The sequence below is a fragment of the Petrotoga sp. 9T1HF07.CasAA.8.2 genome (assembly GCF_002895585.1).
Classification (GTDB): Bacteria; Thermotogota; Thermotogae; order Petrotogales; family Petrotogaceae; genus Petrotoga; species Petrotoga mobilis.
In genome coordinates this window covers 52,640-77,706 of the sequence record NZ_AZRI01000010.1, presented here as the reverse complement: position 1 = coordinate 77,706, position 25,067 = coordinate 52,640, and the positions used below count along the sequence as shown (strand labels likewise).

Below are 25,067 nucleotides of genomic sequence, written 5' to 3'. Positions count from 1 at the left end.
GGATTGTTTTGAAAGAAAGATTATACCCCATAGAAAAAATAAGAAATATAGGAATAGTTGCTCATATAGATGCAGGAAAAACAACTACTACCGAAAGAATTTTATTTTATACGGGGACAAAACACAAATTAGGAAATGTTGATGAAGGCACAACCGAAACAGATTGGATGGAGCAAGAAAAAGAAAGAGGAATTACCATAACCTCTGCAGCGACTTCTGCTTTTTGGAAGGATCATAGAATAAATATAATTGACACACCAGGCCACGTTGATTTTACCGTTGAGGTAGAAAGATCATTACGTGTTTTAGATGGAGCTATTGCTGTTTTTGACGCTCAAGTTGGGGTTGAACCGCAATCTGAAACAGTGTGGCGTCAAGCTGATAGGTATAGAGTGCCGAGAATCGCCTTTATGAATAAAATGGATAAAATAGGAGCTAATTTTTTTAACGCTATACAAACAATGAAAGATAAATTGGGGGCTAATCCCGTAGCTTTGCAAGTTCCAATAGGTTCTGAGGCAGATTTTGAAGGTGTAGTTGATTTACTAACTATGGAAGCACTTTATTGGACAGATGAAAATGGTCAAATAATTGAGAAAAGGAGTATTCCGTCCAATTTGATAGATTTTTGTGAATCTAAGAGAGAGGACTTAATTGCTGCAGTTGCTGAGGTTGATGAAAATATAATGGAACTTTACATAGAAGAGGAAGAAATTCCTGTAGATAAATTAAAAGAAGCCATAAGGACATCAACCATACAAAGCAAAATAGTACCTGTTCTTTGTGGAAGTGCGTTTAAAAACAAAGGAGTTCAACCTTTGTTAGATGCAGTTATTGATTATCTGCCTTCGCCTTTAGATATGCCTCCTGTTAAGGCTTTTGATGGATCGACGGGAGAGTTCGTAAAAGACATTCTTCCACTCGAAGACGGAGACTTTTTTGCATTGGCTTTTAAAATAATGGCAGATCCCTTTATTGGTAAGTTAACTTTTGCTAGAGTTTATTCTGGTACTTTAAATAAGGGTAGCTACGTGGTGAATACAACTAAAAATAAAACAGAGAGGGTATCTAGACTTGTTTTTCTTCATGCCGACAAAAGGGAAGAAGTTGATTACATAAGGGCTGGAGACATCGTAGGATTGATCGGCTTAAAAGATACTTCCACTGGTGATACACTCTCAGATAAAGAATGCAATTTGGTTTTAGAAAAACTTGAATTCCCAGAACCTGTTATTTCTGTTTCGATAGAACCTGAAACCAAAGATGATGAAGCCAAATTGGGGAAAGCTCTAAATGCTTTGACAGAAGAAGACCCAAGCTTAAGAAGCTACGTCGACCACGATACCGGAGAAACCATATTATCTGGAATGGGAGAATTGCACCTAGAAATCATAATTGACAGAATTAAAAGAGAATATAAGGTAAACGTCAAAGTAGGTCAACCGCGTGTGGCATACAAAGAAACTATTAAACTCCCAGCCGAAGCTGAAGGCAAATATATCAGGCAAACGGGAGGTCGAGGGCAGTATGGACATGTTAAACTTAGAGTTGAACCACTGCCTTTGAATAGTGAAAAAGAATTCGAATTTGTCGATAAAATAGTAGGTGGAGTTATACCAAAAGAGTATATACCGGCCATAGAAAATGGCGTAAAAGAAAGTATGCAAGATGGAGTCTTACTAGGTTATCCAATGGTTGCTATTAGAGTCGAAGTTTTTGATGGTTCCTACCATGAAGTTGACTCTTCAGAAATGGCATTTAAAATAGCTGCATCTATGGCTTTTAAAGATGCCATAAAAAAAGCTAAGCCTGTTTTATTAGAGCCAGTCATGAAAGTGGACGTTACTACTCCAGAAGAGTATATGGGAGATATAATTGCGGATTTAAGTTCAAGAAGAGGAAGAATAGAAAGTTTTGAAAACGTTGGAGGGACGAATACCAGAGTAGTTCACGCCCAGGTTCCATTATCAGAATTATTTGGATATGCAACCATAATGAGATCTCTTTCTCAAGGAAGGGCAACAAGTTCTATTCAATTTTCTCATTACGAGGAAGTTCCGGAGCAAGTAACTCAAAAACTCTTAAGTAGAGAATAACTTTATCTCTCCCTTTCCTTATGGGTGGGGAGTGTTTGCCGCAATGGGCAAACAATGTTTTTAAATGATTTTGACCTTGATTTGGGGTTTTTACGGGGGACCCCCGTAACGTTCGGCAAAGGGGCGCTAAATAAAGTTTTCAGAGTTTCTGAAGACACTATAATAATAATTTACAAGGAGGAGATAGAACAATGGCTAAAGAGAAGTTTGTTAGGGCAAAGACTCACATGAACGTAGGGACTATCGGTCATATTGATCACGGGAAAACAACTTTAACCGCTGCTATTACCAAGGCTTTATCTTACAAAGGTGGAGCAGATTTCACACCGTTTGACATGATAGATAAAGCTCCTGAGGAAAAAGCAAGAGGAATCACCATCAACGTTTCACACGTTGAATATCAAACAGATAAAAGACATTACGCACATATAGATTGTCCAGGTCATGCGGACTACATCAAAAATATGATAACCGGAGCAGCTCAAATGGATGGAGCTATCTTAGTTGTAGCCGCAACTGATGGTGTTATGCCACAAACGAGAGAACATGTTTTGTTGGCTAGGCAGGTTAACGTTCCAGCTTTAGTTGTATTCATTAACAAAGTTGACATGGTTGACGACGAAGAATTAATTGACTTAGTAGAAATGGAAGTAAGAGATCTTCTAAGCAGCTACGAATTTCCAGGAGATGAAGTTCCTGTGATAAGGGGTTCAGCCCTAAAGGCGTTGGAAGAAGATAACCCGGATGGTCCTTGGACACAAAAAATATATGAACTTATGGATGCAGTTGATTCTTACTTCCCAGATCCAGTAAGAGAAATTGACAAACCTTTCTTAATGCCTATAGAAGATATTTTCAGTATTACTGGTAGGGGAACGGTTGTCACTGGAAGAATCGAAAGAGGAGTCGTTCACACTGGAGATCAAGTTGAAATAATTGGTTTGAGCTATGAAACAAAAAAGACTGTTGTAACTGGTGTTGAGATGTTTAGAAAGATATTGGATGAAGGTGAAGCTGGAGATAACGTTGGATGTCTCTTAAGAGGTATAGAAAAAGATGAAGTAAAAAGAGGTCAGGTTCTTGCTGCTCCAGGTTCAATCACCCCACATAAAAAATTCAAGGCTGAGGTGTACGTATTGAAAAAGGAAGAGGGAGGAAGACACACACCTTTCACTAAAGGTTACAGACCTCAATTTTATATTAGGACAGCCGACGTTACAGGGACTCTTGTAGAATTTTCCAGTGGTGCAGAGATGGTAATGCCTGGCGACAATATCAATATGACAGTAGAGTTGATATATCCTGTAGCTCTCGAAGAAGGTATGAGATTTGCTATAAGAGAGGGTGGAAGGACAGTCGGTGCTGGTGTTGTTACAGAGATAATTGAATAATAAATCTGAAAGTATAATTGTACGGGGAGCTTCAGCTCCCCTTACTAATGAGTTAAAAGGAGGCTTTTAAAAAAATATGGCCAGTAATAAGTACATAAAAATACGGCTGAAAGGATACGACCATAGATTACTCGACGAATCTTCAAAAAAAATCATCGATGCTGTAAAAGATACCGAAGCTAAAGTTTCTGGTCCAATTCCACTGCCAAATAAGAGAACCGTGTATTCAGTTATAAGGTCCCCGCACAAATATTCATATTCAATGGAACAATTTGAAAAGGTTGTTCATAAAAGAGTGATATATATATACAATGCTTCATCCGATACGGTTACTAAACTGTTGAAAGTTAATATTCCAGCGGGAGTATCTGTAGACATAAAAGCTTGATGTCATTGTAAATTTTAAAAAAATAAGACGGATATCATTCGGGCTCTGGAGGTGTAAAAATGAAAGGTATTTTAGGTAAAAAAGTTGGAATGACTCGTGTTTTTAAAGATGATAAAGCCATCCCGGTGACAGTCATCAAAGCTGGACCATGTGTGGTAGTTCAAAAGAAAACTGTAGAAACAGATGGTTACAACGCTATACAGATAGGTTTTGAAGAGATACCAGAAAGAAAAGCAAACAAGCCATTGATGGGTCATTTCAAAAAAGCACAAGTACAACCTTTAAGGTATTTAAGGGAATTTAGAGTAGACAACGTAGATGATTACGAAATCGGTCAAAAAATTGATGTAACAATTTTTTCTGAAGGAGAAAAGATTGATTTAATAGGCAATTCAAAAGGAAGAGGATACTCAGGAGTTATGAAAAGATGGAATTTTAGAGGTGGTGAAGACACACACGGTTCAAAATTTCATAGAGGTTTAGGATCTACAGGAATGGCAACATTTCCTTCAAAAGTATTCAAAGGTAAAAAGATGCCAGGTCAATACGGAAATGAAAGAGTAACCATTCAAAACTCAGAGATAGTTTACATTGATGTACAAAATAATCTAATAGCGGTCAAAGGTGGAGTTCCAGGAGCGAGGGGCGGACTGGTAACAATAAAAGAAGCCGTAAAGGCAAAACGCCCAAAAACGAAGTAGGGAGGTTGATTAGTAAATGTCGCAGATAGATATATACAATATTCAAAATGAAAAAGTTGGCACGTTAGATATTAAAGACGAAATCTTTAATATAGACCCAAATATGGATGTACTATATAGATACGTTGATATGCAATTGACGAACAAAAGGGCAGGAACAGCTTCGACAAAGACAAGAAGTGAAGTTAGTGGAGGAGGCAGAAAACCATGGCCTCAAAAGCATACAGGTAGGGCAAGAGCCGGATCAATTAGATCTCCTCTTTTCCGACACGGTGGAGTAACTTTTGGACCAAAACCTAGGGAATTTCACAAAGATCTCAACAAAAAAATGAAAAGACTAGCTTTAAAATCTGCGTTGAGTGTCAGGTATAGAGAAAACAATTTAATTGTTTTAGATGAAGTTAAATTCGAAAAGCCGAGAACGAAAGATGTAAAAAATATTTTAGCTAAATTTGGTATGGAAGATACAAAGGTCTTATTTTTATTTCCTTATCACCAGGAACAATACGAAAACTTTAAGCTATCTGCAAGAAATTTGCCAAAAGTCAAAGTAATTATAGCGGATAACCCTGGTCAAAACAAAAAGAATGTAGACGGTTTAAATGTATTTGATTTAATAAATAACGAGAAAATTGTGCTTACCAAGGAAATGGTGAATAAAATCGAGGAGGTGATCGGCTGATGGAACTTCAAAAAGCTTATGATATAATTACTAGGCCGATCTTAACAGAAAAAACCTATTCTCTCATGCAAGAACGCAAATATACATTTGAAGTCATGAAAGAAGCTACCAAGCCAGAAATAAAGGAAGCCATTGAGACAATATTCAAAGTCAAAGTAGAGAAAGTGTACGTAATGAATATGAAACCCAAACCAAAAAGATTGGGAAGAAGTGAAGGATATACAAGAGGATGGAAAAAAGCGATAGTTAAATTAGGAGAAGGATACGTAATCAGAGAATTGCAAGGCAGTCTGTAAGAGAGGTGGATAAATAATGGCGTTAAAACAATACAAACCTGTAACACCATCGCGAAGATATATGACGACATCTGATTTTTCTGAATTATCAAAAGTCGAACCCGAAAAAAGTTTACTCGAACCCTTGAAAAAAACAGGTGGAAGGAACCATTATGGTCGAGTTACAATGAGGCATCGAGGTGGTGGGCACAAAAGAAAGTACAGAATAATAGACTTTAAAAGAGACAAAATAAATATCCCTGCAAAAGTTGCTTCAATAGAATACGATCCTAACAGAAGTGCAAGGATAGCTCTATTGGTATACGCCGATGGAGAAAAAAGGTATATATTATCTCCCAAGGGATTACATGTAGGAGAAACTGTAATGAGTGGTGCAAAAGCTGAAATCAAAGTAGGTAACAGCTTACCTTTGGAGAATATTCCTCTAGGAACTCTTGTGCACAATATAGAATTTGAACCTGGTAGAGGTGGAAAAATAGCAAAATCTGCAGGGACTTATGCACAGTTAATGGCTAAAGAAGGCAAATATGCACTTTTAAAAATGCCTTCTGGTGAGTTGAGAAGAGTTCGTTTAAGTTGTATGGCTACCATCGGAGTAGTAGGGAACGAAGACCACTCCAATGAAGTTTACGGTAAAGCAGGAAAAATCAGATGGTTAGGAAGAAGACCCAAAGTAAGAGGTATGGTACAAAATCCAGTAGATCATCCAATGGGTGGTGGAGAAGGAAGAAGCAAAGGTCATATTCCTAAATCTCCTTGGGGAACCCCTGCTAAAGGGTATAAAACAAGAAGAGGAAAAAAACAATCCGATAAATTTATAGTAAGAAGAAGAGTAAAGTAAGCATTTTTATCTTTATGTGTGGGGAGCGAAGTTTAAGGAACCGCAAACCCTTTCCTTATGGGTGGGCAGCGGGGCGAAGGGGCGCTATTAACAAGCTTTTAGAGTTTCTAAAGGTACCTAGAATGAAGAGCAAGGAGGTGCAGTAGGTGGGAAGGTCTTTAAAAAAAGGTCCTTATGTTCATCCAAGTCTTATCAAAAAGATTAGAGAGATGAACGAAAAGGGTGAAAAAAAGGTTATTAAAACTTGGTCAAGGGCCTCGATGATCCTGCCAGAAATGGTTGGACATACAATAGCAGTTCATAACGGAATGAAACACATACCGGTTTATATAACTGAACAAATGATTGGTCACAGATTGGGAGAATTTTCTCCAACCAGAAGGTTTGGAGGACATCCAGACAAAAAAGCTGTTAAAGGAAAGATAGAAAAGCAAGGTTGAGGAGGGTAGTTCATGGCTACTAATACTAATGTTTCCAGAGTTCAAGAAGATGGTAGAAAAGTAAAAAGATCTGTATATCACAGAATGAGAAAAGAGAAAGAAGCCTCTGAACCAATTGTTGAAGCTAGAGCAGTCACAAAATATGTAAGAATATCACCTAGAAAAGCTAGATCTATGGCAAACTCAATAAGGAATAAAGATATAAGTGAAGCACTTCAAATACTCACTTTTAGTCCAAAAAAATCCGCACGTATACTATATAAAACTTTGATGTCCGCAATTGCGAATGCTGAAAATAATTTTGGATTAAACGCTGAAAATCTCTATGTTTCTGAGATAATGGTGAATGAAGGTCCTAGACTCAAAAGATTATGGCCAAGGTCTCATGGAAGAGCAGATATTCTTCAAAAAAGAATGAGCCATATTTATATAACCTTAAGAGACAAAAGTGCTGATAAATAAAGTGAGGTGAAATAAGTGGGATCAAAAGTGCACCCAAACGGTTTCAGGTTAGGAAACAATAAAACTTGGAAATCTGTATGGTTTAACGAAAAGAATTATTCTGATTATTTGCATGAAGATGAAAAAATAAGAGATTATATAAAATCCAATTACGAAGCTGCTGGAATTTCAGAGATATTAATTGAAAGACCCAGTGATTCGTCAATAAGAATAGATATTTATGGTGCCAGATTAGGAATTTTGATTGGACGAAAAGGCGCAGAAATGAAAAAAATTAGAGATGATTTGAAAAACATTGTAGGGGATAAAAATATTAAGGTCTACGCTGAAGAAGTAAAAAATCCTTACGTTGTTGCTCAACTCATAGCTGAAGATGTATCCGGTCAACTGCAAAGAAGGGTTTCGCACAAAGTTGCAATGAAAAGAGCTATAACCAACGCCATGAGAAGAGGAGCTAAAGGTGTGAAAATAATGGTTTCTGGTAGACTCGGTGGTGCCGAAATAGCGAGAACAGAATGGTATATGGAGGGAAGATTGCCTCTTCAAACCTTGAGATCAAACATAGATTACGCTGTTGTTCATTCTCAAACTAAATATGGTACCATAGGGATAAAAGTTTGGGTCTATCATGGTGATACGCTGATTTAATAATCTTTCCAAATGGATAGAGAGCGTAGTGAAGATCTCCTTCTTCCATCCTTATAGGTGGGGAACGTAGTGAAGATCTCCTTCTTCCATCCTGATGGGTGGGGAGCGGGGCGAAGGGGCGCTAAGCAAGTTAAAGATCGTAGAAATGGTAAAAAGGAGGAAATCCTAAATGTTGATGCCTAAAAGAGTAAAATACAGAAAACAACAACGCGGAACAGTCAGGGGAATGACAAAAGGTGCTAGTTTGGTGCATTTCGGCGACTGGGGATTAAAAGCGATGGAAAGCTCATGGATAACCGCTCAACAGATAGAAGCATGTAGGTTATCTATGGTAAGGACATTAAAAAGAACGGGAAATATATGGATTAACATTTTTCCCGATAAGCCAATAACTTCTAAAGGAATTGGAACAAGGCAAGGAAAAGGTAAAGGTGATGTGGAAGGTTGGGTAGCGGTTGTAAAGAAAGGAAGAGTGATGTTTGAAATAGGTGGAGTCGATGAAGCAACTGCCAAAAGGGCCTTAGAGTATGCCGCCTCCAAGCTACCGATAAGGACTAAGATAGTTCAAAGATATGAAATAGGAGGGGAGCTCTGATGAGAATAACTGAGATGAGAGAATTAACAGACGAAGAGCTCAATCAAGAATTAAACAATTTGAAGGAAAAATTATTTCAATTGAGGTTTCAACTCGAACTTGGACAACTAAAAAATTCTTCAAGTATCAAGCAAGTTAAGAAAGATATAGCTCGAATAAAGACCATCCTCAAAGAAAGGGAACTCGGAATAAGGAGGTAAATTTCATGTCTAAAAAGATAATAACTGGAAAAGTTGTAAGCAATGCGATGGACAAAACGATAACAGTTGAAACAGATAGACTTACAAAACATCCCAAATACCACAAATTTGTCAGAAAAACCAGAAGATACCATGCACATGATGAAAATAACGAATGTGAGATTGGAGATATTGTTGAAATAGAAGAATCCAGGAAGCTTTCCAAAACAAAGGCTTTTGTTTTAAAAAGAATTGTGAGAAAAAATATTTTATCGGAAGAAGTTGAAACACCAGACTCAGTTGAAGAAGAATTAAAAGAAGCCTTTGGAGGTGAGGTTGATGGTACAACTAGAGAGTAAAATCAGAGTTGCTGATAACTCTGGAGCAAAAGTATTAAGAGTTATCAAAGTACTCGGTGGGTTTCATAAATCAAAAGGAACCGTCGGAGACACCGTTGTTTGCTCCGTTAGGGAAGCCATACCTCACACAGATTTGAAAAAAGGTCAAGTAGTTCAAGCCGTTATTGTCAGAACGAAAAAAGAGATAAGAAGGAAAGATGGAACCTATATTAGATTTGATGACAATGCTGCGGTACTGATTGATAAAAATAAGTTACCTTTAGGAACGAGGGTTTTTGGTCCAGTAGCCAGAGAAGTACGGGAAAAAGGCTACGCGAAGATAGCATCGTTAGCAAAAGAAGTTTGGTGAGGTGAAAATATGTATAAAATAAAGAGAGACGACACAGTAGTAGTGATCTCTGGAAAAGATAAAGGAAAGAGAAGCAAAGTTTTGAGGGTTATTCCAAAGGACAAAAAAGTCATTGTGGATAACGTAAACGTCGTCAAGAAGCATCAAAGGCCCACTCAAAAGATGAGGGAAGGCGGAATTATTGAGCAACCCAGTCCTATTGATATTTCAAACGTTATGTTAGTCTGTCCAAACTGCAATCAAAAAACCAGAGTGGGATTTAAATTTCTTGAAGATGGAAGCAAAGTAAGATATTGCAAAAAATGTGGTGAAATAGTAGAAAAATCTTAATCCATTCAAATTTTGAAAACTTGTAAAAATCAAGTAGGTATGGTAAGAAGTAAAAAGGAGGACTATCAATGGAGAAAGTTCAGTATATACCTCTGAAAGACAGGTACAAAGAAGTAGTAATACCTTCAATGATGAAAGAATTTAACTACAAAAACGAATTACAAGTGCCGAAACTTGTAAAGATAGTTGTTAATATGGGAGTTGGAGAAGGTTCCAGGAACAGAGCAGTTGTTGAAAAACATGCCCAAGAGTTAACGAAGATAGTCGGACAAAAAGCCTTAATAGCCAGGGCAAAGAAAAGTGTTGCCAATTTTAAGGTTAGAGAGGGTATGCCGATAGGTGTGAAAGTTACCTTGAGAGGATGGAAAATGTATAATTTCTTGTATAAATTAAACCATGTTGTGCTCCCAAAATTGAGGGATTTTAGAGGGCTACCCGCCGACTCTTTCGATGGAAGAGGCAATTATACCTTCGGAATTCCTGAACAACTAATTTTTCCTGAAATCAGGCCTGATGATATAAGTAGAATTCAAGGCATGGATATAACAATCGTAACCACAGCTAAAACTGATGAAGAAGCCAGGAAATTATTAGAATATTTTGGTTTCCCGTTACAAAAAAAATAAATGGAGGGTGTGAGTAATGGCAAAAAAGGCACTTATAGAAAAATCTAAAAGAACTCCGAAGTATAAAACAAGAGAATACTCACGATGTAAAGTATGTGGTAGACCAAGAGCTGTTTATAGAGAATTTGGTTTATGCAGAATATGTTTCAGAGAACAAGCTCTGGAAGGTAAACTTCCTGGAGTTAAGAAGGCTAGCTGGTAAGGAGGGAAAAACGAATGTGGAGCGATCCGGTAGCTGATATGCTAACCAGAATAAGGAACGCCAATTCGGTGTTCAAAGAAAGTGTTGAAATACCCGCTTCAAACTTAAAAAAAGACATTTTAGAAATAATGAAAAAAGAAGGATTTATCAATGATTATAAATTCATAGACGATGGTAAACAAGGAATACTCAAAGTCTATTTGAAGTACAAAGGTACAAGAAGAGATAAAAAACCTATAATGGAAGGGATCATAAGGGTTTCAAAAAGCGGAAGAAGAGTGTATGTTAATACCCGTAACATACCAAAAGTCAAGGGTGGATTAGGTATAGCTATACTCTCAACATCCCAAGGAGTAATGACCGATAAAGAAGCAAGAGAGAAAAAAGTTGGTGGAGAAGTAATCTGTTATGTATGGTGAGGAGGTGCCTAGATGCCACAATCGAGAATAGCTGATAAACCAACAATTATTCCTGATGGTGTAGAATTATCTGTGGATGGACAAACAATAAAAATCAAAGGTAAAAATGGTGAATTAAGTCTCAATTTACCCGAATATTTGGAAGTTGACAGAGATAACAACGAATTAATGATTAAAACAAAAGAAGGCGTAGTTAAAAGAAGTTCAGACGAGAAGCGATTAAAAGCGCTAAGAGGCACGTTCACCTCTCATGTGAGAAACATGATTAAAGGTGTAACTGAAGGATACAAAAAAGAATTGGAAATTGCCGGTATTGGATACAGAGCTCAGCTTCAAGGTAAAAACTTAATCTTGAATCTTGGTTATTCAAACCCCGTAGAATTTCCAGTCCCTGAAGGAATAACTATAGAAGTTCCACAACCCACAATAGTAGTCGTTAAAGGTATAGATAAATACAAAGTCGGAGAAGTCGCTGCAAGGATAAGAAGCTTAAGAAAAGTTAACGTTTACAGTGGTAAAGGTATAAAATATGTTGGAGAAAGTGTTTTAAGAAAAGAAGGAAAGAAAGTTTAAAACATTTCCGCAAAGGAGGTCCCTTTTAAATTGATAAAACAATTAGACAAAAAAGCCCTTAGACAAAAAAGGCATTTAAGAGTGAGAAAAAACGTTAGAGGAACACCAGAAAAACCAAGATTGACAGTTTTTAAAAGTCAAAAGCACATATATGCTCAAATTATAGACGACACTAAAGGTGTTACTTTGGTGTCAGCTTCAACAACCCAAAAACAACTGAAAGAAAAATTAGAAAAAACATGGGATGAAAACGCTGCAAAAGAAGTAGGGAAACTCATAGCCGAAAAAGCAAAAGAAAAAGGTATAACAGAAATTGTTTTTGATAGAAGCGGTTACAAATACCATGGAAAAGTAAAAGCTCTTGCTGAAGCAGCAAGAGAAACGGGCTTAAAGTTTTAGGAGGTGTTGGTAATTTATGCCGAACGATCAGAAAGTAAAAGCTACTGATGCTGCAAATGAATTAGAAGAAAGAGTAATCGAAATTCGAAGGGTCAGCAAAGTAACTAAAGGTGGAAAAACCATTTCGTTTCGTGCAGTTTCGGTAGTAGGTAATCGAAATGGAAAAGTAGGATTAGGAATCGGGAATGCCCGAGAAGTTCCACAAGCCATAAGAAAATCAATTGAAAATGCAAAGAACAATATGATAGAAGTCCCCGTTAAAAACGGAACTATTCCTTACGAAATAATCGGTGAACAAGATGCTTCCACTGTATTACTGTTCCCAGCAGGCCCAGGTACCGGTGTTATAGCCAGTTCAGCTGTAAGAGCTGTTGTTGAATTAGCCGGAATAGATAATATTCTAAGTAAATCCATTAGTTCAACGAACGTATTAAATTTAGCTAAAGCCACTTACAATGGATTAAAAAAGTTGAGATCTCCTCAAGAAATTGCAAAGTTGAGAGATTTAACTGTTAAACAAGTATTTTTTGGCGCTCACAAGGGGGTATAAGTAATGTCAAGTCTAAAGATAAAGTTAGTAAGAGGAAGAGCAGGAAAGAATAAAAGACAATTAGCTACTCTCGATGCTTTAGATTTAACTAGAAAAGATAAAGTAGTAATAAAACCTGACAATCCCCAAATTAGAGGAATGATAAGGACTGTACATCACTTAGTTGAATGGGAAGAAATTGAATCTTAAAAAAACAAACCGTAAATAAGGAGGCTATATACATGCCACTTAAAATAGAAGATCTAAAACCTACACCAGGATCAAGAAAACCAAAAAAAAGGTTAGGAAGAGGAATAGGTTCAGGATTAGGAAAAACATCCGGAAAAGGACACAAAGGTCAAAAGGCTAGAGGAAGAGGTAAAATTGGCAAAGTCTTTGAGGGTGGACAAACAAACATTATTAGAAGAACTCCAAAATTTGGATTTTCTAATAAACCATTCAAAAAGGTATATTCTGTTGTAAACGTAGAAACATTGGAAAAATATTTCTCGGAAAATGAAGAAGTAACTCCAGATGCACTCCTAGAAAAGAAAGTAATAAAAAAATTGAACGATGGAGTAAAAATATTAGGAAAAGGAGAAATATCAAAACCTCTTGTTGTCAAAGCTAACATTTTCTCTCAAACCGCTAGAGAGAAAATTGAAGCTGTTGGCGGGAAAATAGAGGTGATTGAATAACATGTTCAAAGCCTTTAGAAACGTTTTTAGGATTCCTGAATTAAGGGATAGAGTTATATTCACCTTTTTAGCGTTGATAGGGTTTAGAATAGGTATATACATCCCCATTCCGGGAATAAATGTAGAAGCCTGGCAAGCTGCTTTAAGTGGAGCATCCCAAGGAGCGGTTGGAGGATTCATAGGTTTTTTTGATGTCTTTGCTGGAGGGGCGTTAAGCAATTTATCAATATTTGTTCTCTCAGTGACACCCTATATTACGGCTTCGATCATTTTTCAACTTCTCTCTTCTATAATACCTAGTTTGAAAGAGATGTTGAGAGAAGGTGAAAGTGGGAGAAAAAAATTCGCTCACTACACGAGGATGTTAACGTTAGTATTAGCTTTTGGACAAGGATTACTAATGTCCATAGCTGCCAACAATTACAGATCCCCCAATCTATCACCAGTTCTCTTTGTAACTTTAGCAACCGTTTCTATAGCTGCAGGAACGATGTTTTTACTATGGATAGGTGAATTAATCACCGAAAAAGGAATAGGAAACGGGGTATCTGTTTTAATATTTGCTGGTATAGTATCCAGATACCCTACATATGCAGCCGAAGCTCTCATAGGTTTAACCCCATTAGAATGGATACTCTTAGCCGCTGTTGCTATATTTATAGTAATAGCTGTAGTAGCGGTTCAAACATCTGAAAGAAGGATTAATATTCAATATGCAAAAAGAGTAGTCGGTACAAAAATTTATGGAGGTTCCTCAACATATTTACCTATTAAGGTAAATGGTGGAGGGGTAATTCCCATAATCTTTGCCTCCGCTATTATGACCCTACCCAGTATGATTGCTGGGGTAACAAACACTACCGTAGACGATAGACTATTTGCCATAGGTTCTCCACTTTATCTTGTGTTGTATGGTTTGTTGGTTTTCTTTTTTACATACTTCTACAGTTCTGTTGTTATGGATCCAAACGACGTAGCAAATAACATACAAAATTATGGTGGGTTCATACCAGGTTTAAGACCAGGAAAACCGACTGTTAATTACATCACTTCAGTCATGACCAGGGTAACTTTCATAGGAGCGATCTTTTTAGTTGTAATTGCCTTGGTTCCCTACTTTATCAGAGGCGCTTCAGGGATGCAGCAAATCTGGATAGGTGGTACCAGCACACTAATAGCCGTTGGAGTTGCTTTAGATATTGTCCAACAGATGGAGCAACACATGATAGTTAGACAATATGAAGGCTTCATGAAAAAAGGAAGGTTACGAGGAAGGAGATGAATTTTCTTTGAGACTTTTATTTTTCGGACCCCCTGGTGCAGGTAAAGGAACCCAAGCCAAAAAAGTTGCCCAGGAGTTTCAAATTGTACACATATCCACCGGAGATATTTTAAGGGATGCTGTTAGCAAAGGTACAGAATTAGGTAAAATGGCTAAAGCAATTATGGATCGTGGAGAATTAGTTTCGGATGAAATAATGAACAGTTTGGTAAAAGAAAGATTGGAAGAATTAGATTCTTTTATTCTTGACGGTTACCCCAGAACTTTAGACCAAGCAAAATTTTTAGACCAAGCAACAAAAGAGTTACAAAAAGAAATAGATGCGGCAGTACTAATTGACGTTTCCGAAGAAGAAATAGTAAAAAGGATAAGTAATAGAAGAGTCTGTCCAAACTGTGGAAAAGTATATAATTTGATTACCCTTCAACCAAAAGAAGACGAAAAATGTGATGTATGTGGTACAAAATTAATTCAAAGAGACGATGACAAAGAAGAAGTAGTCAGAGAAAGATACAAAGTATATAAGAAAAATACCGAGCCCGTAATAGAATATTATAGAAAAAATAACAAAATAATTACAATAGACGGTGCCCAAAATGTTGAAGACGTTACAAAAGAATTGTTTAATATACTAAGGAGTTTTAACAAACAATGATAATAATTAAGACTGATCAAGAAATAGAAATGATGAGACGGGCTGGAAAGAAGCTTGCCCGTCTTCTTGACGCTTTACTTCCTGAAATAGTAAAAGAAGGCGTTAACGGAGAAAGTATTGAAAAATATGTTTTAGAATACATGGAAAAGGAAGATGCTATACCCACCTTCAAAGGTTATAATGGTTACAAATATGCGATCAACTTTTCTGTAAATGAAGAAGTTGTCCATGGATTTCCATTGAGAAGTAAAGTTTTAAAAAATGGAGATATTGTATCTGTAGATTGTGGTTTAACTTACAAAGGATACATAGCAGATTCAGCCAGAACCTACATAATTGGACAAGTTTCTGAAAGGGAAAAAGAATTGGTTGAAGCGACCAAAGAGTCTTTGTACATGGGTATAAAAAAAGCTGTTGTTGGTAATACCATTGGTGACATTGGTTACGAAGTTCAAACTTACATTGAAAGTAAAGGTTTTTCTGTAATAAGGGAATACGTAGGTCACGGGGTAGGAAGAAAATTGCATGAAGATCCCCAAATTCCAAATTATGGAAGGCAAGGAAGGGGTCCAAAAATAAGAAAAAACATGACCCTTGCAATAGAACCAATGGTATCTATGGGAAGCTATGAAGTAGATATTTTAGAAGACGGTTGGACAGCGGTAACCAGAGATAGATCAAAAGCAGCACATTTTGAACACACAATTGCCGTGACAGAAAATGGCCCGGAAATACTAACACAACTATAATTTAAGGGTTTATTTTTGTGGTCAACATGGAGAATCCTTACTTTATCCCTTTTATCCTTGTGGGTGGGCTGCGGTTTGCAAATGGATAAAAAGCCTTTTATCCTTATGGGTGGGGAGCGGGGGAAGGGCGCTAATAAAGGCTAAGCGCAGCTTACGAGAAAACGATGCTAACTATTAACTCACAAAAAACGTTCTACTTTTAAAAGGGTCACAGGGTGAAGCCCTTTTGCGGTCTTGTGCAAAATGGTTTTGCAGCCTTATGCAAAAAGTTTTTTGCTGCTTCGTGCAAAACGTCTTTTTGTAATTGTTTTAGAATAATTTCCATACCCTCATTTGCTTCGCAAATGACGTATGCAAATGATGATACACGAATTTGGGGTTTTTAAGGGGCTTGCCCCTTAACGAATGGGTCTAAGGGACCGCAGGTCTCCCTTCCACATGGGTGGGGAGCGGGGGTAGGGCGCTAAATCGTACTTTACAGTTTCTAATGACAGTAAAAATCCCTGAAAAAGGAGGGATTGTATTGGCTAAAAAAGACGTCGTTGTTATGCAAGGATACATCATTGAAGCTTTACCTAATGCAAATTTTAAAGTTAAATTAGATAATGGGCATGAAATATTAGCCCATATTTCTGGGCGAATGAGAAAAAATTTCATCAAAATACTTCCCGGAGACCGAGTTACTGTGGAAGTTTCCGTTTACGATTTAAACAAAGGAAGAATTGTTAAAAGGGAAAAAGTCAACAAAGATTGAAAAAATGGATTAATATAGATGATGAGAATCAAGAAGGAGGAAATAAATAATGAAGGTGAGGGCTTCTGTAAAAAAACGATGTGAGCACTGTAAAATAGTAAAAAGAGGCGGAAAGGTTTGGGTTGTCTGTTCTAAAAATCCAAAGCATAAGCAAAGACAAGGATAATATGAATTTCTTTATAAGGAGGATAAAAGGATGGCGCGTATTTTAGGTGTGGAAGTACCAGATAATAAAGCATTATTTGTAGGATTAACATATATTTATGGAATAGGAAGAAAAACAGCACTTGATATATTAAATACCTTAGAGATTGACCCAAACAAAAAAGCAAAAGAACTAACCGACGATGAAATTTCAAAACTAAGTCACCACATTAACGAAAATTATAAAGTTGAAGGTGAACTAAGGCAAGAAATTAACAAAAATATTAAGCGTTTGATAGACATCGGCAGTTACAGGGGGAAAAGGCACAAAGCGGGGTTACCCGTTAGAGGGCAGAAAACCCACTCCAACGCAAGAACCAGAAAGGGACCAAGACTAACCAAGATCAAAAAGAGATAACAAAAATGGAACCTCACATCATCCTTATAAGTATGTAGTAGGGTTTAAGGGACCGCAGGTCCCTCTTCCACATGGGTGGGAAGCTATGTAAATGGATAAAAATTAATTTAACCTTATGGGTGGGGAGCGGGGCGAAGGGGCGCTAACACAATAAACAAAATTTTTAAGGAGGCTTTTAAATAAATGGCAAAAGGTGGAGCAAAGCAAAGAACCAAAAAAAAGAAAGCTGCTCCTGAAAAAGCAGCAATACACATTCATTCAACCTTCAACAACACAATCGTTACATTAACAGATACTGAAGGTAGGCCAATAATATGGTCTAGTGGTGGAAATGTTGGATTCAAAGGAGCCAAAAAAGGGACTCCATTTTCAGCTCAAATGGCCTCAGATAAAGTAGCAAAAGAAGCTATAAATCTGGGAGTTAAAAGAGTTGATGTATATGTTAAAGGACCTGGTTCAGGAAGAGAATCTGCGATTAGAGCTTTACAAGCTGCTGGTCTAAGTGTAGAAAGTATAAAAGATGTTACCCCTATACCTCACAACGGTTGTAGGCCAAAAAAGAAAAGATTCTAATTAAGGAGGGAAAGAATTAATGGCGAGGTACATAGGACCACTAGAAAAATTATCTCGACGCGAAGGAATAAACCTTTATTTAAAAGGGAAAAGAAGCTACACCGAGAAATCAGCCCTTAGAAAAAGGAATTATGTTCCGGGGCAACATGGAAGACAAAAGCAAAAGTTGACTCAATACGCTGTGCAATTAAGGTCTAAGCAAGCCTTAAAAAGAATGTATGGCTTAATGGAAAGACAATTCAGAAACACTTTTGAAGAAGCGGAAAGATCTAGAAGTGGAGAAACTGGAGAAGTTTTGATGCAGCTCTTAGAAAGAAGGCTAGATTCAGTAGTTTATCAAATGGGGTTCGCACCAAACAGAAGAACCGCAAGGCAAATAGTAACTCACGGACATATATTAGTTAATGGAAAAAAAGTGAATATTCCTTCTTACAGAGTTAAAGTAGGGGATGTAATAGAAGTCAAAGAAAAGAGCCGTAACATACAACAAGTACGCGAAGGATTAGAACTAGTGCAAGAAGGGTATAGAAATATTCCCAATTGGTTAAACGTTGAAATTGAAAATTTTAGAGGAACTTTCCAAAGACTACCAAAGATTGATGAAATGGATGTTCCTGTACCTTTGACTAACATCATAGAGCTTTACTCTAAGTAATAAAGTATTATTTATTTGGACCACAAAATATCACCTCGCTCATAAGGGCAGGAAAGGAGGTGTGCTCTGATTCCCTAATAAGGATCAGAGATAGTATGGAGATATTAATTAAACCAGAAAAATTTAGGATAGTACAAAAAGAAGAGCAAGATGAATATAACTACTCAAAATACGAATTATTTCCTCTGGAAAAGGGGTACGCTATAACTCTAGGTAATGCTTTAAGGAGGGTGCTTTTGTCGTCCATTCCATCTTTGGCTATAACCGGGCTACGTATCCCAGGAAAATTACATGAATACGACACAGTTGAGGGTATAAAAGAAGACATCATAGAAATAACTTTAAACTTGAAAAAGGTTCAATTAAAGGTCGACGACATTGAAAAAATTAATGAGATTGATTATCCAATTTTATTAAGTTTAAGAAAGAAGTACAAAGCAGGCCAAGTCATAAAAAGTGGAGACATAAAAACTCCGGCAGAATTAGAGGTTGCTAACCCAGATTTCGTCATAGCCCATGTGAACAAAGATATGGAAGTAGACTTTGAACTGTACGCTCAAGCAGGAAAAGGTTTCATCCCTGCCCAAGAATTGACATTTCAAAGTGACATCGAATACATATTCATAGATGGAGTGTTCAGCCCCGTTCTTAAAGTTAACTATTTAACCGAAAATATCCGTGTTGGAAGAAGAACCGACTACGATAAACTAATACTTGAAATTTGGACGAAAAAAAACATCACCCCCACTGAAGCATTGAAAGAAGCAACAAAAATTTTGATGGAACATTTTGACTTCATTTCCAGACTTTGGGAAAGAGAAGGACAAGTCGGCGCTATAGAACAAATGGAAGTTTCGGTTGAAAAAGAAGAGGAAGAGGAAGAAGAGGAAGAAAATATTTTTGGATTGCCAAAGGATTTAATGGAAACGCAGCTTGATTCTTTGGATTTAACGAAAAGAGCCAAAAACTGTTTAAAAAGAGAAAAAATAGACACCATTGGAGAGCTATTAAAAAGAAAACCCGCCGACCTTCTCAAAATCAAAAACTTTGGTAGAAAATCTTTAGATGAGATAAAAAATGAGCTAAAAGAGAAATTTGATATAGATTACGAAAAATTATACCAAGAAGAAAGGGGGAACACCTTCGATGAGGCATAGAGTCAAAACTAAAAAATTAAATAGATATGCTTCCCATAGAAAAGCTTTGTTGAACAATTTGGCAAGAAGTGTATTTGAATCTGAAAGCATAATTACTACTACCGCGAAAGCAAAAGCCGTAAGGCCCCTTGTTGAAAGAATAATCACCAAGGCAAAGGAAGCTAATTCAACCGATCTCCCAGAAAGAAGAGTAGCTTTAAATAGAGACATAAACAAACACTTCAACGACAGAAAACTAGTCTACAAAATAGTACATGAGATCGCACCCCGATACGAAAATAGAAACGGTGGTTACACAAGAATATTAAAAATCGGTTATAGAAAAGGTGACGCTTCGGAATTATCTATACTCCAATTACTCCCAAAAGAAGAATAACTTAAAAAATGACGCCCAGCAAGGGCGTCATTGTTAAATATATCAGTAGGACTATAAGCCGGATTCTGTAAAGTTGACCATTAATCTACGCGGTCTACCCAGAAGGCGGACACTAAAGTCTCTCGGCGGGCAACCTCTGGCCTTCTTGTTTGACCTTGCTCAAGATAGAGGTTACCAAGCTGCCAGATCGCTCTGACACTGGTGAGCTCTTACCTCACCGTTCCACCCTTGCCTTTCGGCGGTTTTCTTTTCTATGGCCCTATTCAGGGATCACTCCCTCTGGTTGTTAACCAGTATCTTGCCCTTAGAGTCCGGACTTTCCTCAAAATAGGCCCAAGTATGCCTACTCGCGATCAACCGTCCTACTTCAATTATTCAAATAATTAAAAAATTTTCCCTGATAGGAATCCCTTTCTCTCATCGTATCTTCAATTAAGTTTAAAATCTTTATTTTAGAAATTCCCCAATTTCCATGTAACGTGCCAATTTTTGGAGGATCGGCAACGAGCCTATGAATCACAATCTTTGGATCCAAATATTCCAAGAAAGTAATCGCCCTTTCTACAAAATCATCCAACGTCAAAGGCACAAACTCCCCACTTTTATACAAATCCGCAAGCTTTGTATTTTCAACGATATACAAAGAATGCAATTTTACACCGTCAACCTTCAACGCTGAACTAACTTTAGCCATCTCTTTCACATCTTCTAATGTATCACAAGGAAAATCTATTATATAATGCAGAATAACCTCTAATCCAGCTTTCTTTAACCTGGTAACAGAATCTATAACCTCTGCCAAAGAATGCCCTCTGTTCATATACTTTAACGTATTGGGGTTAGTGCTCTCAACACCAAGTTCAATGTAAACATCAACTTTATCTTTGAAAGTTTTTAAAAGCGCTATCACATTATCTGGAACACAATCAGGACGGGTCGATACATCCAAACCTACTATTCTATCGTCTATCAAACTACTATTATACTTTTCTTTCAACTCATCAACAGGGGCGTAGGTATTGGTGTTTGCTTGAAAGTAAGCTAGGAATTTATTAGCTTTTTTCTCGTATCTATTAATCATGTCTTTAACCTGTTCTTTAATACTCACCTTGGGTTTAAAGGCTGCAAAACCGCTCCCCGTTAGATCACAATAAATACATCCACCCTTACCTCTCTCGCCTGTTTTATTTGGGCAAGTAAATCCTGCATTGATTGGTAACCTTTGCACCCTTTCACCGTATCTATTCTTAAAATACTCACTCAACCTATTATACAAATCCAACTACATCACCATCTATTCAATTGAAGTTTCAAGTCGTTTATAACGCTTCTTTTTGGACCATAAATGACAAAAAATAAGTTGTTTACTCCCCTATACCATGCACTGATTTGCATCTTCATATACTCATCGTTGTACTCGCCATATATAAAAGGAATAGCCGAAAAAGCAGCGGCTAAGCCATCAGAATAATCACTAACAAAGGTATACCAAAAATTCAACAAAGCGAATGGATTCTCGAAATGAACAATGTGAACTTCGTACAAACCTCCATTCTTTTTGAAGTTCATCTCCAAATGTTCGCCAGTATCTGGGACCGTTGTGTTTATTATCGTCCCATTTCTGGTGACTATCCTACTTATCTCCTCATAGCCTGTAGGAGAAAACTCTATGTAATCATCGATGGGTTTAGATATCCCTATCGTCGTTATGGCTATCAGAATGATCGCTATTATTATACTTATCTTCGATTCTTTGGTAAAAATTGTGGAATTTCTCATAAATTTGCTCCTTTTCTTCTTTTAAAGTTAAAAATTCTCCATTGTAGTATAAGAATTTGCCAGCTACCATCGTTGCGAAAACGTTCTTAGGATTTGCAGAATAAACGATATGAGACTTTAACCTTGATAAATCATTAGGTAAAAACTCAAAGGAATCCATATCTAAAATAACCAAATCCGCTTTGAACTCAGGTTCTAACCTTCCGATATTTGTTTCTAAGGCAAAACCTCCGTTCTCCCAGCTCATCCTTAAAATCTGTTCTACTGAAAATCTATCAGGACCGTACTTGTATTTCTGCAATATGCCTCCAAACTTCATCTCGTTGAAAAAATTCAAAGAGTTGTTGCTAGCACAACCATCCGTACCAAAGGTTATGTTTATATTCTTATCGAGCATATCCACTATGGGAGCTATCCCATTGCCCAACTTCATATTACTAATCGGGTTATAAGCTACATTCACTTCGTTTCTCGAAAGAACCTCTATATCTTTTTCATCCACATGTACACAGTGCGCCGCAATCGTGGGAAGATCGAATAAACCTGTATTCTCAACATCTAAAAGATTGTACTGCTTTCTTTCATTTGCAGATTCTAACAGATGAATTTGAATGTGAGTGTTATACTTTTTTGCAATTTTCGCTACTTCTTTCAATTTATCCATTGGAACAGTGTATGGGGCATGAGGTCCAAAGCCTATATAAATTCTATTATCCAATCCATTGTATTTTTCATACGTTTCGATATTTTCTTTTATCCTTCTATTCCAACCCTCGTCTGTATCAAAAGAAAGCCCTCTTGAGATATATGCACGAATCCCTAAATCGTATGCAGCCTTGGCTATCTCATCCGTAAACATATACATATCAACAAAAGTTGTTATTCCGTTGGAAATCATCTCTAACATAGAAACTAAAGCACCATAGTAAGACATTTCACTTTCCAAAAAGTCCTCTCTCGGCAGCATCTCTTTGAACAACCAATCGTTAAGTGATAAATCATCGGCAATACCTCTAAAATAAGACATTACTGAATGGCTGTGGGTGTTAATAAATCCAGGGACGATCAACTTACCAGTTAGATCGTACTCGTCCACATCTCCCAAATCCACCTCGTTTGAATCACCTGGTGCAAGTAAATCTTCGATCTCATCACCGTCTATTAATATATCAAATTTTTCTACATCGTCATCCGCACTTATCAAAACATACGCGTTCTTCAAAAGCTTTTTAGGCATATCCACAACTCCTTTGGTTGTTTTCATTGATATTATACTGTGAACTACCATTGAGCTAAAGATTCAATAGCTTCCTAATTCATCAACCATTGCGGAAAAACACCCTAGAAGGGATCTAAGGATGCCCGTCTTACACAGTCTCCAAAGGCTTTACTTCCCCCAGTTCCTGGGGTAGAGTCAGTTTATACAGTGACTCGCTGTTTTAATCCAAACTGCCTAATATTAACGGCAGCGTTTATATCTCTATCATGTTTAGTTCCACATTCAGGACATATCCATTCTCTATCAGAAAGTTTTAAACCTTCGTTCTTATACCCACATACACTACAAACCTTAGACGAAGGTTCGAACATTCCTATCTCAATTACTTTCTTACCTAGTCTCTCTGCTTTGTATTTTAGGAACGTTTTGAATTGATACCATCCTGAATCTGAGATACTTTTAGCTAAGTGATGATTCTTTAACATACCTCTTATATTGAGAGTTTCTACAATGAAGAAATCAGCTTGGTTCTCACTGATTTCTTTTGTTAGTTTATGCAGAAAATCCTCTCGTGTATTTTTTATTTTCTCATGTATTCTAGCAACTTCTAATTTTGCTTTGTCCCAATTCTTAGAACCTTGTTCTTTGCTTGAAAACTTTTTATATGCGTGTTTTAATTTCCTTTCGTACTTAGACAAAACTTTAGGAGCTGGATACTTTGTTCCATCGGATAATACAACAGAATCTTTCAATCCCATATCCATACCAATTGAGTTCTCATAGTCTATATATCTTTCGGGGTAAGAACCTTCGACTTCAAATGTTATAGATACAAAATACTTACCTGTTGAAGTTTTAATGAAAGTACAATTTTTTATCTTTGCATTTGGATCTATTTTTCTATGTACTCTTACTTTGATACCTTCTTTAAACTTTGGTACGAAAAGAATTCCGTATTTACCATTACTCTCATTTTCGTACAGTTGTATATGTTGTGGAACTCTAAAAGATTGTCTACTAGATTTCTTTTTAAATTTAGGATGCTTAGCTTGTTTCTTGAAGAAACGTTTGAATCCAGTTTCTAAGTTCTTTATGGACTGTTGTAGAGATTGAGAATTGGCATCGTTTAGCCATTGATACTTCTCAGTTTTTTTAAGAGCTGTAAGCACTTTAGCCCACATATAATAGTTAGTTGATGTTTTGGTATTCTTGTATGCATTACTGGAGAATTCTAGAAAAAGATTGTATACAAATCGAGTATGTCCAAAATGCTGATTAAGTTTCTCTATTTGTTCGTTTGATGGATATATACGAAACTTGTATGTTTTTAACATATTCAATCACCTTAATTCGAAAACTCTATGATATAATACAATTGTACCATACATACATATAATTAACAACATTTTTTTGATTCAAGCTCGTAAGGATTAATATTTTGAAAAGGACAATGGTGGAATTCATCCATTAAGCTAAAGACTCAATGGTTTTCTTCCACGAATTTTATAAAATATCGTTTATGAGTTGATTTTTAAAAGAAAAAAGTATAAAACCAAGTAAAACGAATAATTCAAGCTTCATTAAAAATTACAATAAAAAAACAATGAAAATGTAAAACTTTCGTGTTGGATTGTAGGTGATATAATGATATTATTAAAGAAAAAAGCCTATTTTTCTCCTAAATTAGCTGTACTAGATTTTTGTAAGTTTTAAGAAAATAAATATTAAAAGATTGAGGTCAGTTTTAAAGATAATATAGATAACGTCGAAATTGGGGAGAGGCAATATTATGAAAAAGTTTTATTATGTAGGGTTAATATTCCTTTTGTTGTTTGTATTAGTGCAGGTGAAAGAAAAACTGGAGGGTACGATCTTTCTTTGAATAATATCAGTATAAACAAAGATAACTTTCAAATTTTTATAGATTTGTTTTTAAAGGTACCAGCTAAAGGAGAGATGGTCACACAAGCGTTTACGTATCCTTCAATAGCGGTAGAAATTAACGAAGTTTTGGATGTAGGAGATTGGGAAGTGGTTGTAACTATTGAACAGAAGAATGGTGAACCATTGTTGTTAAGAGAGAGTTTTACATTTTCTAATTAA

Annotated in this window: 38 protein-coding genes and 1 other RNA gene; 34 read left to right on the top strand and 5 right to left on the bottom strand. The window is 36.6% G+C overall.

From position 1 onward, the window contains the following. Nucleotides 1-8 precede the first annotated feature (8 nt). The 33 genes from fusA to rplQ all read left to right on the top strand — a co-directional run bounded on the left by fusA (nucleotide 9) and on the right by rplQ (nucleotide 19,966). A complete protein-coding gene (fusA, locus tag X925_RS01915; RefSeq protein WP_121958969.1) occupies nucleotides 9-2,096 on the top strand; it encodes an elongation factor G in 2,088 nt (695 codons plus the stop codon). A 191-nt stretch (nucleotides 2,097-2,287) separates the two neighbouring features. Beyond that, nucleotides 2,288-3,487, top strand: coding sequence for an elongation factor Tu (tuf, locus tag X925_RS01910; protein WP_121958968.1), 1,200 nt, complete (start codon nucleotides 2,288-2,290; stop codon nucleotides 3,485-3,487). Nucleotides 3,488-3,563: 76 nt separating this feature from the next. Next, complete coding sequence (rpsJ, locus tag X925_RS01905; protein WP_121514869.1) at nucleotides 3,564-3,875, top strand: 30S ribosomal protein S10; 312 nt, start codon at nucleotides 3,564-3,566, stop codon at nucleotides 3,873-3,875. Nucleotides 3,876-3,934: 59 nt separating this feature from the next. After that, nucleotides 3,935-4,576, top strand: a complete 642-nt coding sequence (rplC, locus tag X925_RS01900; protein ID WP_121958967.1) for a 50S ribosomal protein L3 — start codon at nucleotides 3,935-3,937, stop codon at nucleotides 4,574-4,576. Between the two features lie 16 nt (nucleotides 4,577-4,592). Continuing rightward, nucleotides 4,593-5,258: a 50S ribosomal protein L4 gene (gene rplD, locus X925_RS01895; protein ID WP_121514867.1), complete on the top strand. Its 666-nt coding sequence runs from the start codon at nucleotides 4,593-4,595 to the stop codon at nucleotides 5,256-5,258. Further along, a complete protein-coding gene (gene rplW, locus X925_RS01890) occupies nucleotides 5,258-5,554 on the top strand; it encodes a 50S ribosomal protein L23 (protein WP_012208615.1) in 297 nt (98 codons plus the stop codon). The genes rplD and rplW overlap by 1 nt, the downstream gene beginning before the upstream one ends. A gap of 16 nt (nucleotides 5,555-5,570) precedes the next feature. After that, nucleotides 5,571-6,395: a 50S ribosomal protein L2 gene (gene rplB / locus X925_RS01885; RefSeq protein ID WP_103065578.1), complete on the top strand. Its 825-nt coding sequence runs from the start codon at nucleotides 5,571-5,573 to the stop codon at nucleotides 6,393-6,395. Between the two features lie 146 nt (nucleotides 6,396-6,541). Next, the gene (gene rpsS, locus X925_RS01880; protein ID WP_012208613.1) at nucleotides 6,542-6,835 is read left to right on the top strand and encodes a 30S ribosomal protein S19; all 294 of its coding nucleotides are present in this window, start codon (nucleotides 6,542-6,544) and stop codon (nucleotides 6,833-6,835) included. Between the two features lie 12 nt (nucleotides 6,836-6,847). Continuing rightward, nucleotides 6,848-7,297, top strand: a complete 450-nt coding sequence (gene rplV / locus X925_RS01875) for a 50S ribosomal protein L22 (protein WP_103065577.1) — start codon at nucleotides 6,848-6,850, stop codon at nucleotides 7,295-7,297. Between the two features lie 15 nt (nucleotides 7,298-7,312). Beyond that, nucleotides 7,313-7,945, top strand: a complete 633-nt coding sequence (gene rpsC / locus X925_RS01870) for a 30S ribosomal protein S3 (protein WP_012208611.1) — start codon at nucleotides 7,313-7,315, stop codon at nucleotides 7,943-7,945. 169 nt (nucleotides 7,946-8,114) lie between these two features. After that, entirely contained in the window at nucleotides 8,115-8,540 is a 426-nt protein-coding gene (rplP, locus tag X925_RS01865) for a 50S ribosomal protein L16 (RefSeq protein WP_012208610.1), read from the top strand. Further along, entirely contained in the window at nucleotides 8,540-8,740 is a 201-nt protein-coding gene (gene rpmC, locus X925_RS01860; protein WP_012208609.1) for a 50S ribosomal protein L29, read from the top strand. The genes rplP and rpmC overlap by 1 nt, the downstream gene beginning before the upstream one ends. Nucleotides 8,741-8,745: 5 nt before the next feature. Beyond that, nucleotides 8,746-9,078, top strand: coding sequence for a 30S ribosomal protein S17 (rpsQ, locus tag X925_RS01855; protein ID WP_012208608.1), 333 nt, complete (start codon nucleotides 8,746-8,748; stop codon nucleotides 9,076-9,078). Then, nucleotides 9,059-9,427, top strand: coding sequence for a 50S ribosomal protein L14 (gene rplN, locus X925_RS01850; RefSeq protein WP_012208607.1), 369 nt, complete (start codon nucleotides 9,059-9,061; stop codon nucleotides 9,425-9,427). The genes rpsQ and rplN overlap by 20 nt, the downstream gene beginning before the upstream one ends. A 9-nt stretch (nucleotides 9,428-9,436) precedes the next feature. After that, complete coding sequence (rplX, locus tag X925_RS01845; RefSeq protein ID WP_012208606.1) at nucleotides 9,437-9,757, top strand: 50S ribosomal protein L24; 321 nt, start codon at nucleotides 9,437-9,439, stop codon at nucleotides 9,755-9,757. Between the two features lie 68 nt (nucleotides 9,758-9,825). After that, nucleotides 9,826-10,383 (top strand): 50S ribosomal protein L5, encoded by a 558-nt coding sequence (rplE, locus tag X925_RS01840; protein WP_012208605.1) that lies wholly within the window; start codon nucleotides 9,826-9,828, stop codon nucleotides 10,381-10,383. Nucleotides 10,384-10,399: 16 nt separating this feature from the next. Further along, a complete protein-coding gene (locus tag X925_RS01835) occupies nucleotides 10,400-10,585 on the top strand; it encodes a type Z 30S ribosomal protein S14 (RefSeq protein ID WP_012208604.1) in 186 nt (61 codons plus the stop codon). A gap of 14 nt (nucleotides 10,586-10,599) precedes the next feature. Then, on the top strand, nucleotides 10,600-11,004 hold the full coding sequence (gene rpsH / locus X925_RS01830) for a 30S ribosomal protein S8 (protein WP_012208603.1): 405 nt from the start codon (nucleotides 10,600-10,602) through the stop codon (nucleotides 11,002-11,004). 12 nt (nucleotides 11,005-11,016) lie between these two features. After that, complete coding sequence (gene rplF / locus X925_RS01825; RefSeq protein WP_103065575.1) at nucleotides 11,017-11,577, top strand: 50S ribosomal protein L6; 561 nt, start codon at nucleotides 11,017-11,019, stop codon at nucleotides 11,575-11,577. A gap of 30 nt (nucleotides 11,578-11,607) precedes the next feature. Next, nucleotides 11,608-11,976 (top strand): 50S ribosomal protein L18, encoded by a 369-nt coding sequence (gene rplR, locus X925_RS01820; protein ID WP_121958966.1) that lies wholly within the window; start codon nucleotides 11,608-11,610, stop codon nucleotides 11,974-11,976. Between the two features lie 16 nt (nucleotides 11,977-11,992). Next, nucleotides 11,993-12,526: a 30S ribosomal protein S5 gene (rpsE, locus tag X925_RS01815; RefSeq protein WP_012208600.1), complete on the top strand. Its 534-nt coding sequence runs from the start codon at nucleotides 11,993-11,995 to the stop codon at nucleotides 12,524-12,526. Between the two features lie 3 nt (nucleotides 12,527-12,529). Then, a complete protein-coding gene (gene rpmD / locus X925_RS01810; protein WP_121958965.1) occupies nucleotides 12,530-12,715 on the top strand; it encodes a 50S ribosomal protein L30 in 186 nt (61 codons plus the stop codon). Nucleotides 12,716-12,747: 32 nt separating this feature from the next. Further along, complete coding sequence (gene rplO, locus X925_RS01805; RefSeq protein WP_121958964.1) at nucleotides 12,748-13,203, top strand: 50S ribosomal protein L15; 456 nt, start codon at nucleotides 12,748-12,750, stop codon at nucleotides 13,201-13,203. A gap of 1 nt (nucleotide 13,204) precedes the next feature. Continuing rightward, a complete protein-coding gene (gene secY, locus X925_RS01800; protein ID WP_012208597.1) occupies nucleotides 13,205-14,485 on the top strand; it encodes a preprotein translocase subunit SecY in 1,281 nt (426 codons plus the stop codon). Nucleotides 14,486-14,492: 7 nt separating this feature from the next. Continuing rightward, entirely contained in the window at nucleotides 14,493-15,140 is a 648-nt protein-coding gene (locus tag X925_RS01795; protein WP_012208596.1) for an adenylate kinase, read from the top strand. Further along, on the top strand, nucleotides 15,137-15,889 hold the full coding sequence (gene map / locus X925_RS01790; RefSeq protein WP_121958963.1) for a type I methionyl aminopeptidase: 753 nt from the start codon (nucleotides 15,137-15,139) through the stop codon (nucleotides 15,887-15,889). Before X925_RS01795 ends, map begins: the two co-directional genes overlap by 4 nt. A gap of 523 nt (nucleotides 15,890-16,412) precedes the next feature. After that, complete coding sequence (gene infA / locus X925_RS01785; RefSeq protein WP_041534284.1) at nucleotides 16,413-16,643, top strand: translation initiation factor IF-1; 231 nt, start codon at nucleotides 16,413-16,415, stop codon at nucleotides 16,641-16,643. Between the two features lie 49 nt (nucleotides 16,644-16,692). Further along, the gene (gene rpmJ / locus X925_RS01780; protein ID WP_012208593.1) at nucleotides 16,693-16,809 is read left to right on the top strand and encodes a 50S ribosomal protein L36; all 117 of its coding nucleotides are present in this window, start codon (nucleotides 16,693-16,695) and stop codon (nucleotides 16,807-16,809) included. Between the two features lie 30 nt (nucleotides 16,810-16,839). Then, nucleotides 16,840-17,205, top strand: coding sequence for a 30S ribosomal protein S13 (gene rpsM, locus X925_RS01775; protein WP_103065573.1), 366 nt, complete (start codon nucleotides 16,840-16,842; stop codon nucleotides 17,203-17,205). 183 nt (nucleotides 17,206-17,388) lie between these two features. Beyond that, complete coding sequence (rpsK, locus tag X925_RS01770) at nucleotides 17,389-17,778, top strand: 30S ribosomal protein S11 (protein WP_103065137.1); 390 nt, start codon at nucleotides 17,389-17,391, stop codon at nucleotides 17,776-17,778. 19 nt (nucleotides 17,779-17,797) lie between these two features. Beyond that, nucleotides 17,798-18,433 carry a 30S ribosomal protein S4 gene (gene rpsD, locus X925_RS01765; RefSeq protein WP_103065136.1) on the top strand — a complete coding sequence of 212 codons (636 nt, stop codon included), beginning with the start codon at nucleotides 17,798-17,800 and terminating at the stop codon, nucleotides 18,431-18,433. A 95-nt stretch (nucleotides 18,434-18,528) separates the two neighbouring features. After that, entirely contained in the window at nucleotides 18,529-19,590 is a 1,062-nt protein-coding gene (locus X925_RS01760) for a DNA-directed RNA polymerase subunit alpha (RefSeq protein ID WP_103065139.1), read from the top strand. Continuing rightward, on the top strand, nucleotides 19,580-19,966 hold the full coding sequence (gene rplQ / locus X925_RS01755; RefSeq protein WP_012208588.1) for a 50S ribosomal protein L17: 387 nt from the start codon (nucleotides 19,580-19,582) through the stop codon (nucleotides 19,964-19,966). Before X925_RS01760 ends, rplQ begins: the two co-directional genes overlap by 11 nt. 38 nt (nucleotides 19,967-20,004) lie before the next feature. Here rplQ and rnpB read toward each other — a convergent pair. The 5 genes from rnpB to X925_RS01730 all read right to left on the bottom strand — a co-directional run bounded on the left by rnpB (nucleotide 20,005) and on the right by X925_RS01730 (nucleotide 24,298). Beyond that, nucleotides 20,005-20,335: RNase P RNA component class A (rnpB, locus tag X925_RS01750), an RNA gene on the bottom strand. Then, the gene (locus tag X925_RS01745) at nucleotides 20,334-21,248 is read right to left on the bottom strand and encodes a TIGR01212 family radical SAM protein (protein ID WP_121958962.1); all 915 of its coding nucleotides are present in this window, start codon (nucleotides 21,246-21,248) and stop codon (nucleotides 20,334-20,336) included. The genes rnpB and X925_RS01745 overlap by 2 nt, the downstream gene beginning before the upstream one ends. 5 nt (nucleotides 21,249-21,253) lie before the next feature. Further along, a complete protein-coding gene (locus tag X925_RS01740) occupies nucleotides 21,254-21,745 on the bottom strand; it encodes a hypothetical protein (protein WP_121958961.1) in 492 nt (163 codons plus the stop codon). Next, on the bottom strand, nucleotides 21,654-22,982 hold the full coding sequence (locus tag X925_RS01735; protein ID WP_121958960.1) for an amidohydrolase: 1,329 nt from the start codon (nucleotides 22,980-22,982) through the stop codon (nucleotides 21,654-21,656). The genes X925_RS01740 and X925_RS01735 overlap by 92 nt, the downstream gene beginning before the upstream one ends. 182 nt (nucleotides 22,983-23,164) lie before the next feature. Further along, the gene (locus tag X925_RS01730) at nucleotides 23,165-24,298 is read right to left on the bottom strand and encodes an RNA-guided endonuclease TnpB family protein (protein ID WP_121958959.1); all 1,134 of its coding nucleotides are present in this window, start codon (nucleotides 24,296-24,298) and stop codon (nucleotides 23,165-23,167) included. Between the two features lie 397 nt (nucleotides 24,299-24,695). Between X925_RS01730 and X925_RS10390 the strand changes: the two genes are divergently transcribed. Continuing rightward, the gene (locus X925_RS10390) at nucleotides 24,696-25,067 is read left to right on the top strand and encodes a protease complex subunit PrcB family protein (protein WP_121958958.1); all 372 of its coding nucleotides are present in this window, start codon (nucleotides 24,696-24,698) and stop codon (nucleotides 25,065-25,067) included.

Coding starts and splice junctions, on each gene's coding strand:
- tuf (WP_121958968.1), top strand. CDS start 2,288: ATGGCTAAAGAGAAGTTTGTTAGGGCAAAGACTCACATGAACGTAGGG.
- rpsJ (WP_121514869.1), top strand. CDS start 3,564: ATGGCCAGTAATAAGTACATAAAAATACGGCTGAAAGGATACGACCAT.
- rplC (WP_121958967.1), top strand. CDS start 3,935: ATGAAAGGTATTTTAGGTAAAAAAGTTGGAATGACTCGTGTTTTTAAA.
- rplD (WP_121514867.1), top strand. CDS start 4,593: ATGTCGCAGATAGATATATACAATATTCAAAATGAAAAAGTTGGCACG.
- rplW (WP_012208615.1), top strand. CDS start 5,258: ATGGAACTTCAAAAAGCTTATGATATAATTACTAGGCCGATCTTAACA.
- rplB (WP_103065578.1), top strand. CDS start 5,571: ATGGCGTTAAAACAATACAAACCTGTAACACCATCGCGAAGATATATG.
- rplV (WP_103065577.1), top strand. CDS start 6,848: ATGGCTACTAATACTAATGTTTCCAGAGTTCAAGAAGATGGTAGAAAA.
- rplP (WP_012208610.1), top strand. CDS start 8,115: ATGTTGATGCCTAAAAGAGTAAAATACAGAAAACAACAACGCGGAACA.
- rpmC (WP_012208609.1), top strand. CDS start 8,540: ATGAGAATAACTGAGATGAGAGAATTAACAGACGAAGAGCTCAATCAA.
- rpsQ (WP_012208608.1), top strand. CDS start 8,746: ATGTCTAAAAAGATAATAACTGGAAAAGTTGTAAGCAATGCGATGGAC.
- rplN (WP_012208607.1), top strand. CDS start 9,059: ATGGTACAACTAGAGAGTAAAATCAGAGTTGCTGATAACTCTGGAGCA.
- rplX (WP_012208606.1), top strand. CDS start 9,437: ATGTATAAAATAAAGAGAGACGACACAGTAGTAGTGATCTCTGGAAAA.
- rplE (WP_012208605.1), top strand. CDS start 9,826: ATGGAGAAAGTTCAGTATATACCTCTGAAAGACAGGTACAAAGAAGTA.
- X925_RS01835 (WP_012208604.1), top strand. CDS start 10,400: ATGGCAAAAAAGGCACTTATAGAAAAATCTAAAAGAACTCCGAAGTAT.
- rpsH (WP_012208603.1), top strand. CDS start 10,600: ATGTGGAGCGATCCGGTAGCTGATATGCTAACCAGAATAAGGAACGCC.
- rplF (WP_103065575.1), top strand. CDS start 11,017: ATGCCACAATCGAGAATAGCTGATAAACCAACAATTATTCCTGATGGT.
- rpsE (WP_012208600.1), top strand. CDS start 11,993: ATGCCGAACGATCAGAAAGTAAAAGCTACTGATGCTGCAAATGAATTA.
- rpmD (WP_121958965.1), top strand. CDS start 12,530: ATGTCAAGTCTAAAGATAAAGTTAGTAAGAGGAAGAGCAGGAAAGAAT.
- rplO (WP_121958964.1), top strand. CDS start 12,748: ATGCCACTTAAAATAGAAGATCTAAAACCTACACCAGGATCAAGAAAA.
- secY (WP_012208597.1), top strand. CDS start 13,205: ATGTTCAAAGCCTTTAGAAACGTTTTTAGGATTCCTGAATTAAGGGAT.
- map (WP_121958963.1), top strand. CDS start 15,137: ATGATAATAATTAAGACTGATCAAGAAATAGAAATGATGAGACGGGCT.
- rpmJ (WP_012208593.1), top strand. CDS start 16,693: ATGAAGGTGAGGGCTTCTGTAAAAAAACGATGTGAGCACTGTAAAATA.
- rpsM (WP_103065573.1), top strand. CDS start 16,840: ATGGCGCGTATTTTAGGTGTGGAAGTACCAGATAATAAAGCATTATTT.
- rpsK (WP_103065137.1), top strand. CDS start 17,389: ATGGCAAAAGGTGGAGCAAAGCAAAGAACCAAAAAAAAGAAAGCTGCT.
- rpsD (WP_103065136.1), top strand. CDS start 17,798: ATGGCGAGGTACATAGGACCACTAGAAAAATTATCTCGACGCGAAGGA.
- X925_RS01760 (WP_103065139.1), top strand. CDS start 18,529: ATGGAGATATTAATTAAACCAGAAAAATTTAGGATAGTACAAAAAGAA.
- rplQ (WP_012208588.1), top strand. CDS start 19,580: ATGAGGCATAGAGTCAAAACTAAAAAATTAAATAGATATGCTTCCCAT.
- X925_RS01740 (WP_121958961.1), bottom strand. CDS start 21,745: ATGAGAAATTCCACAATTTTTACCAAAGAATCGAAGATAAGTATAATA.
- X925_RS01735 (WP_121958960.1), bottom strand. CDS start 22,982: ATGCCTAAAAAGCTTTTGAAGAACGCGTATGTTTTGATAAGTGCGGAT.
- X925_RS01730 (WP_121958959.1), bottom strand. CDS start 24,298: ATGTTAAAAACATACAAGTTTCGTATATATCCATCAAACGAACAAATA.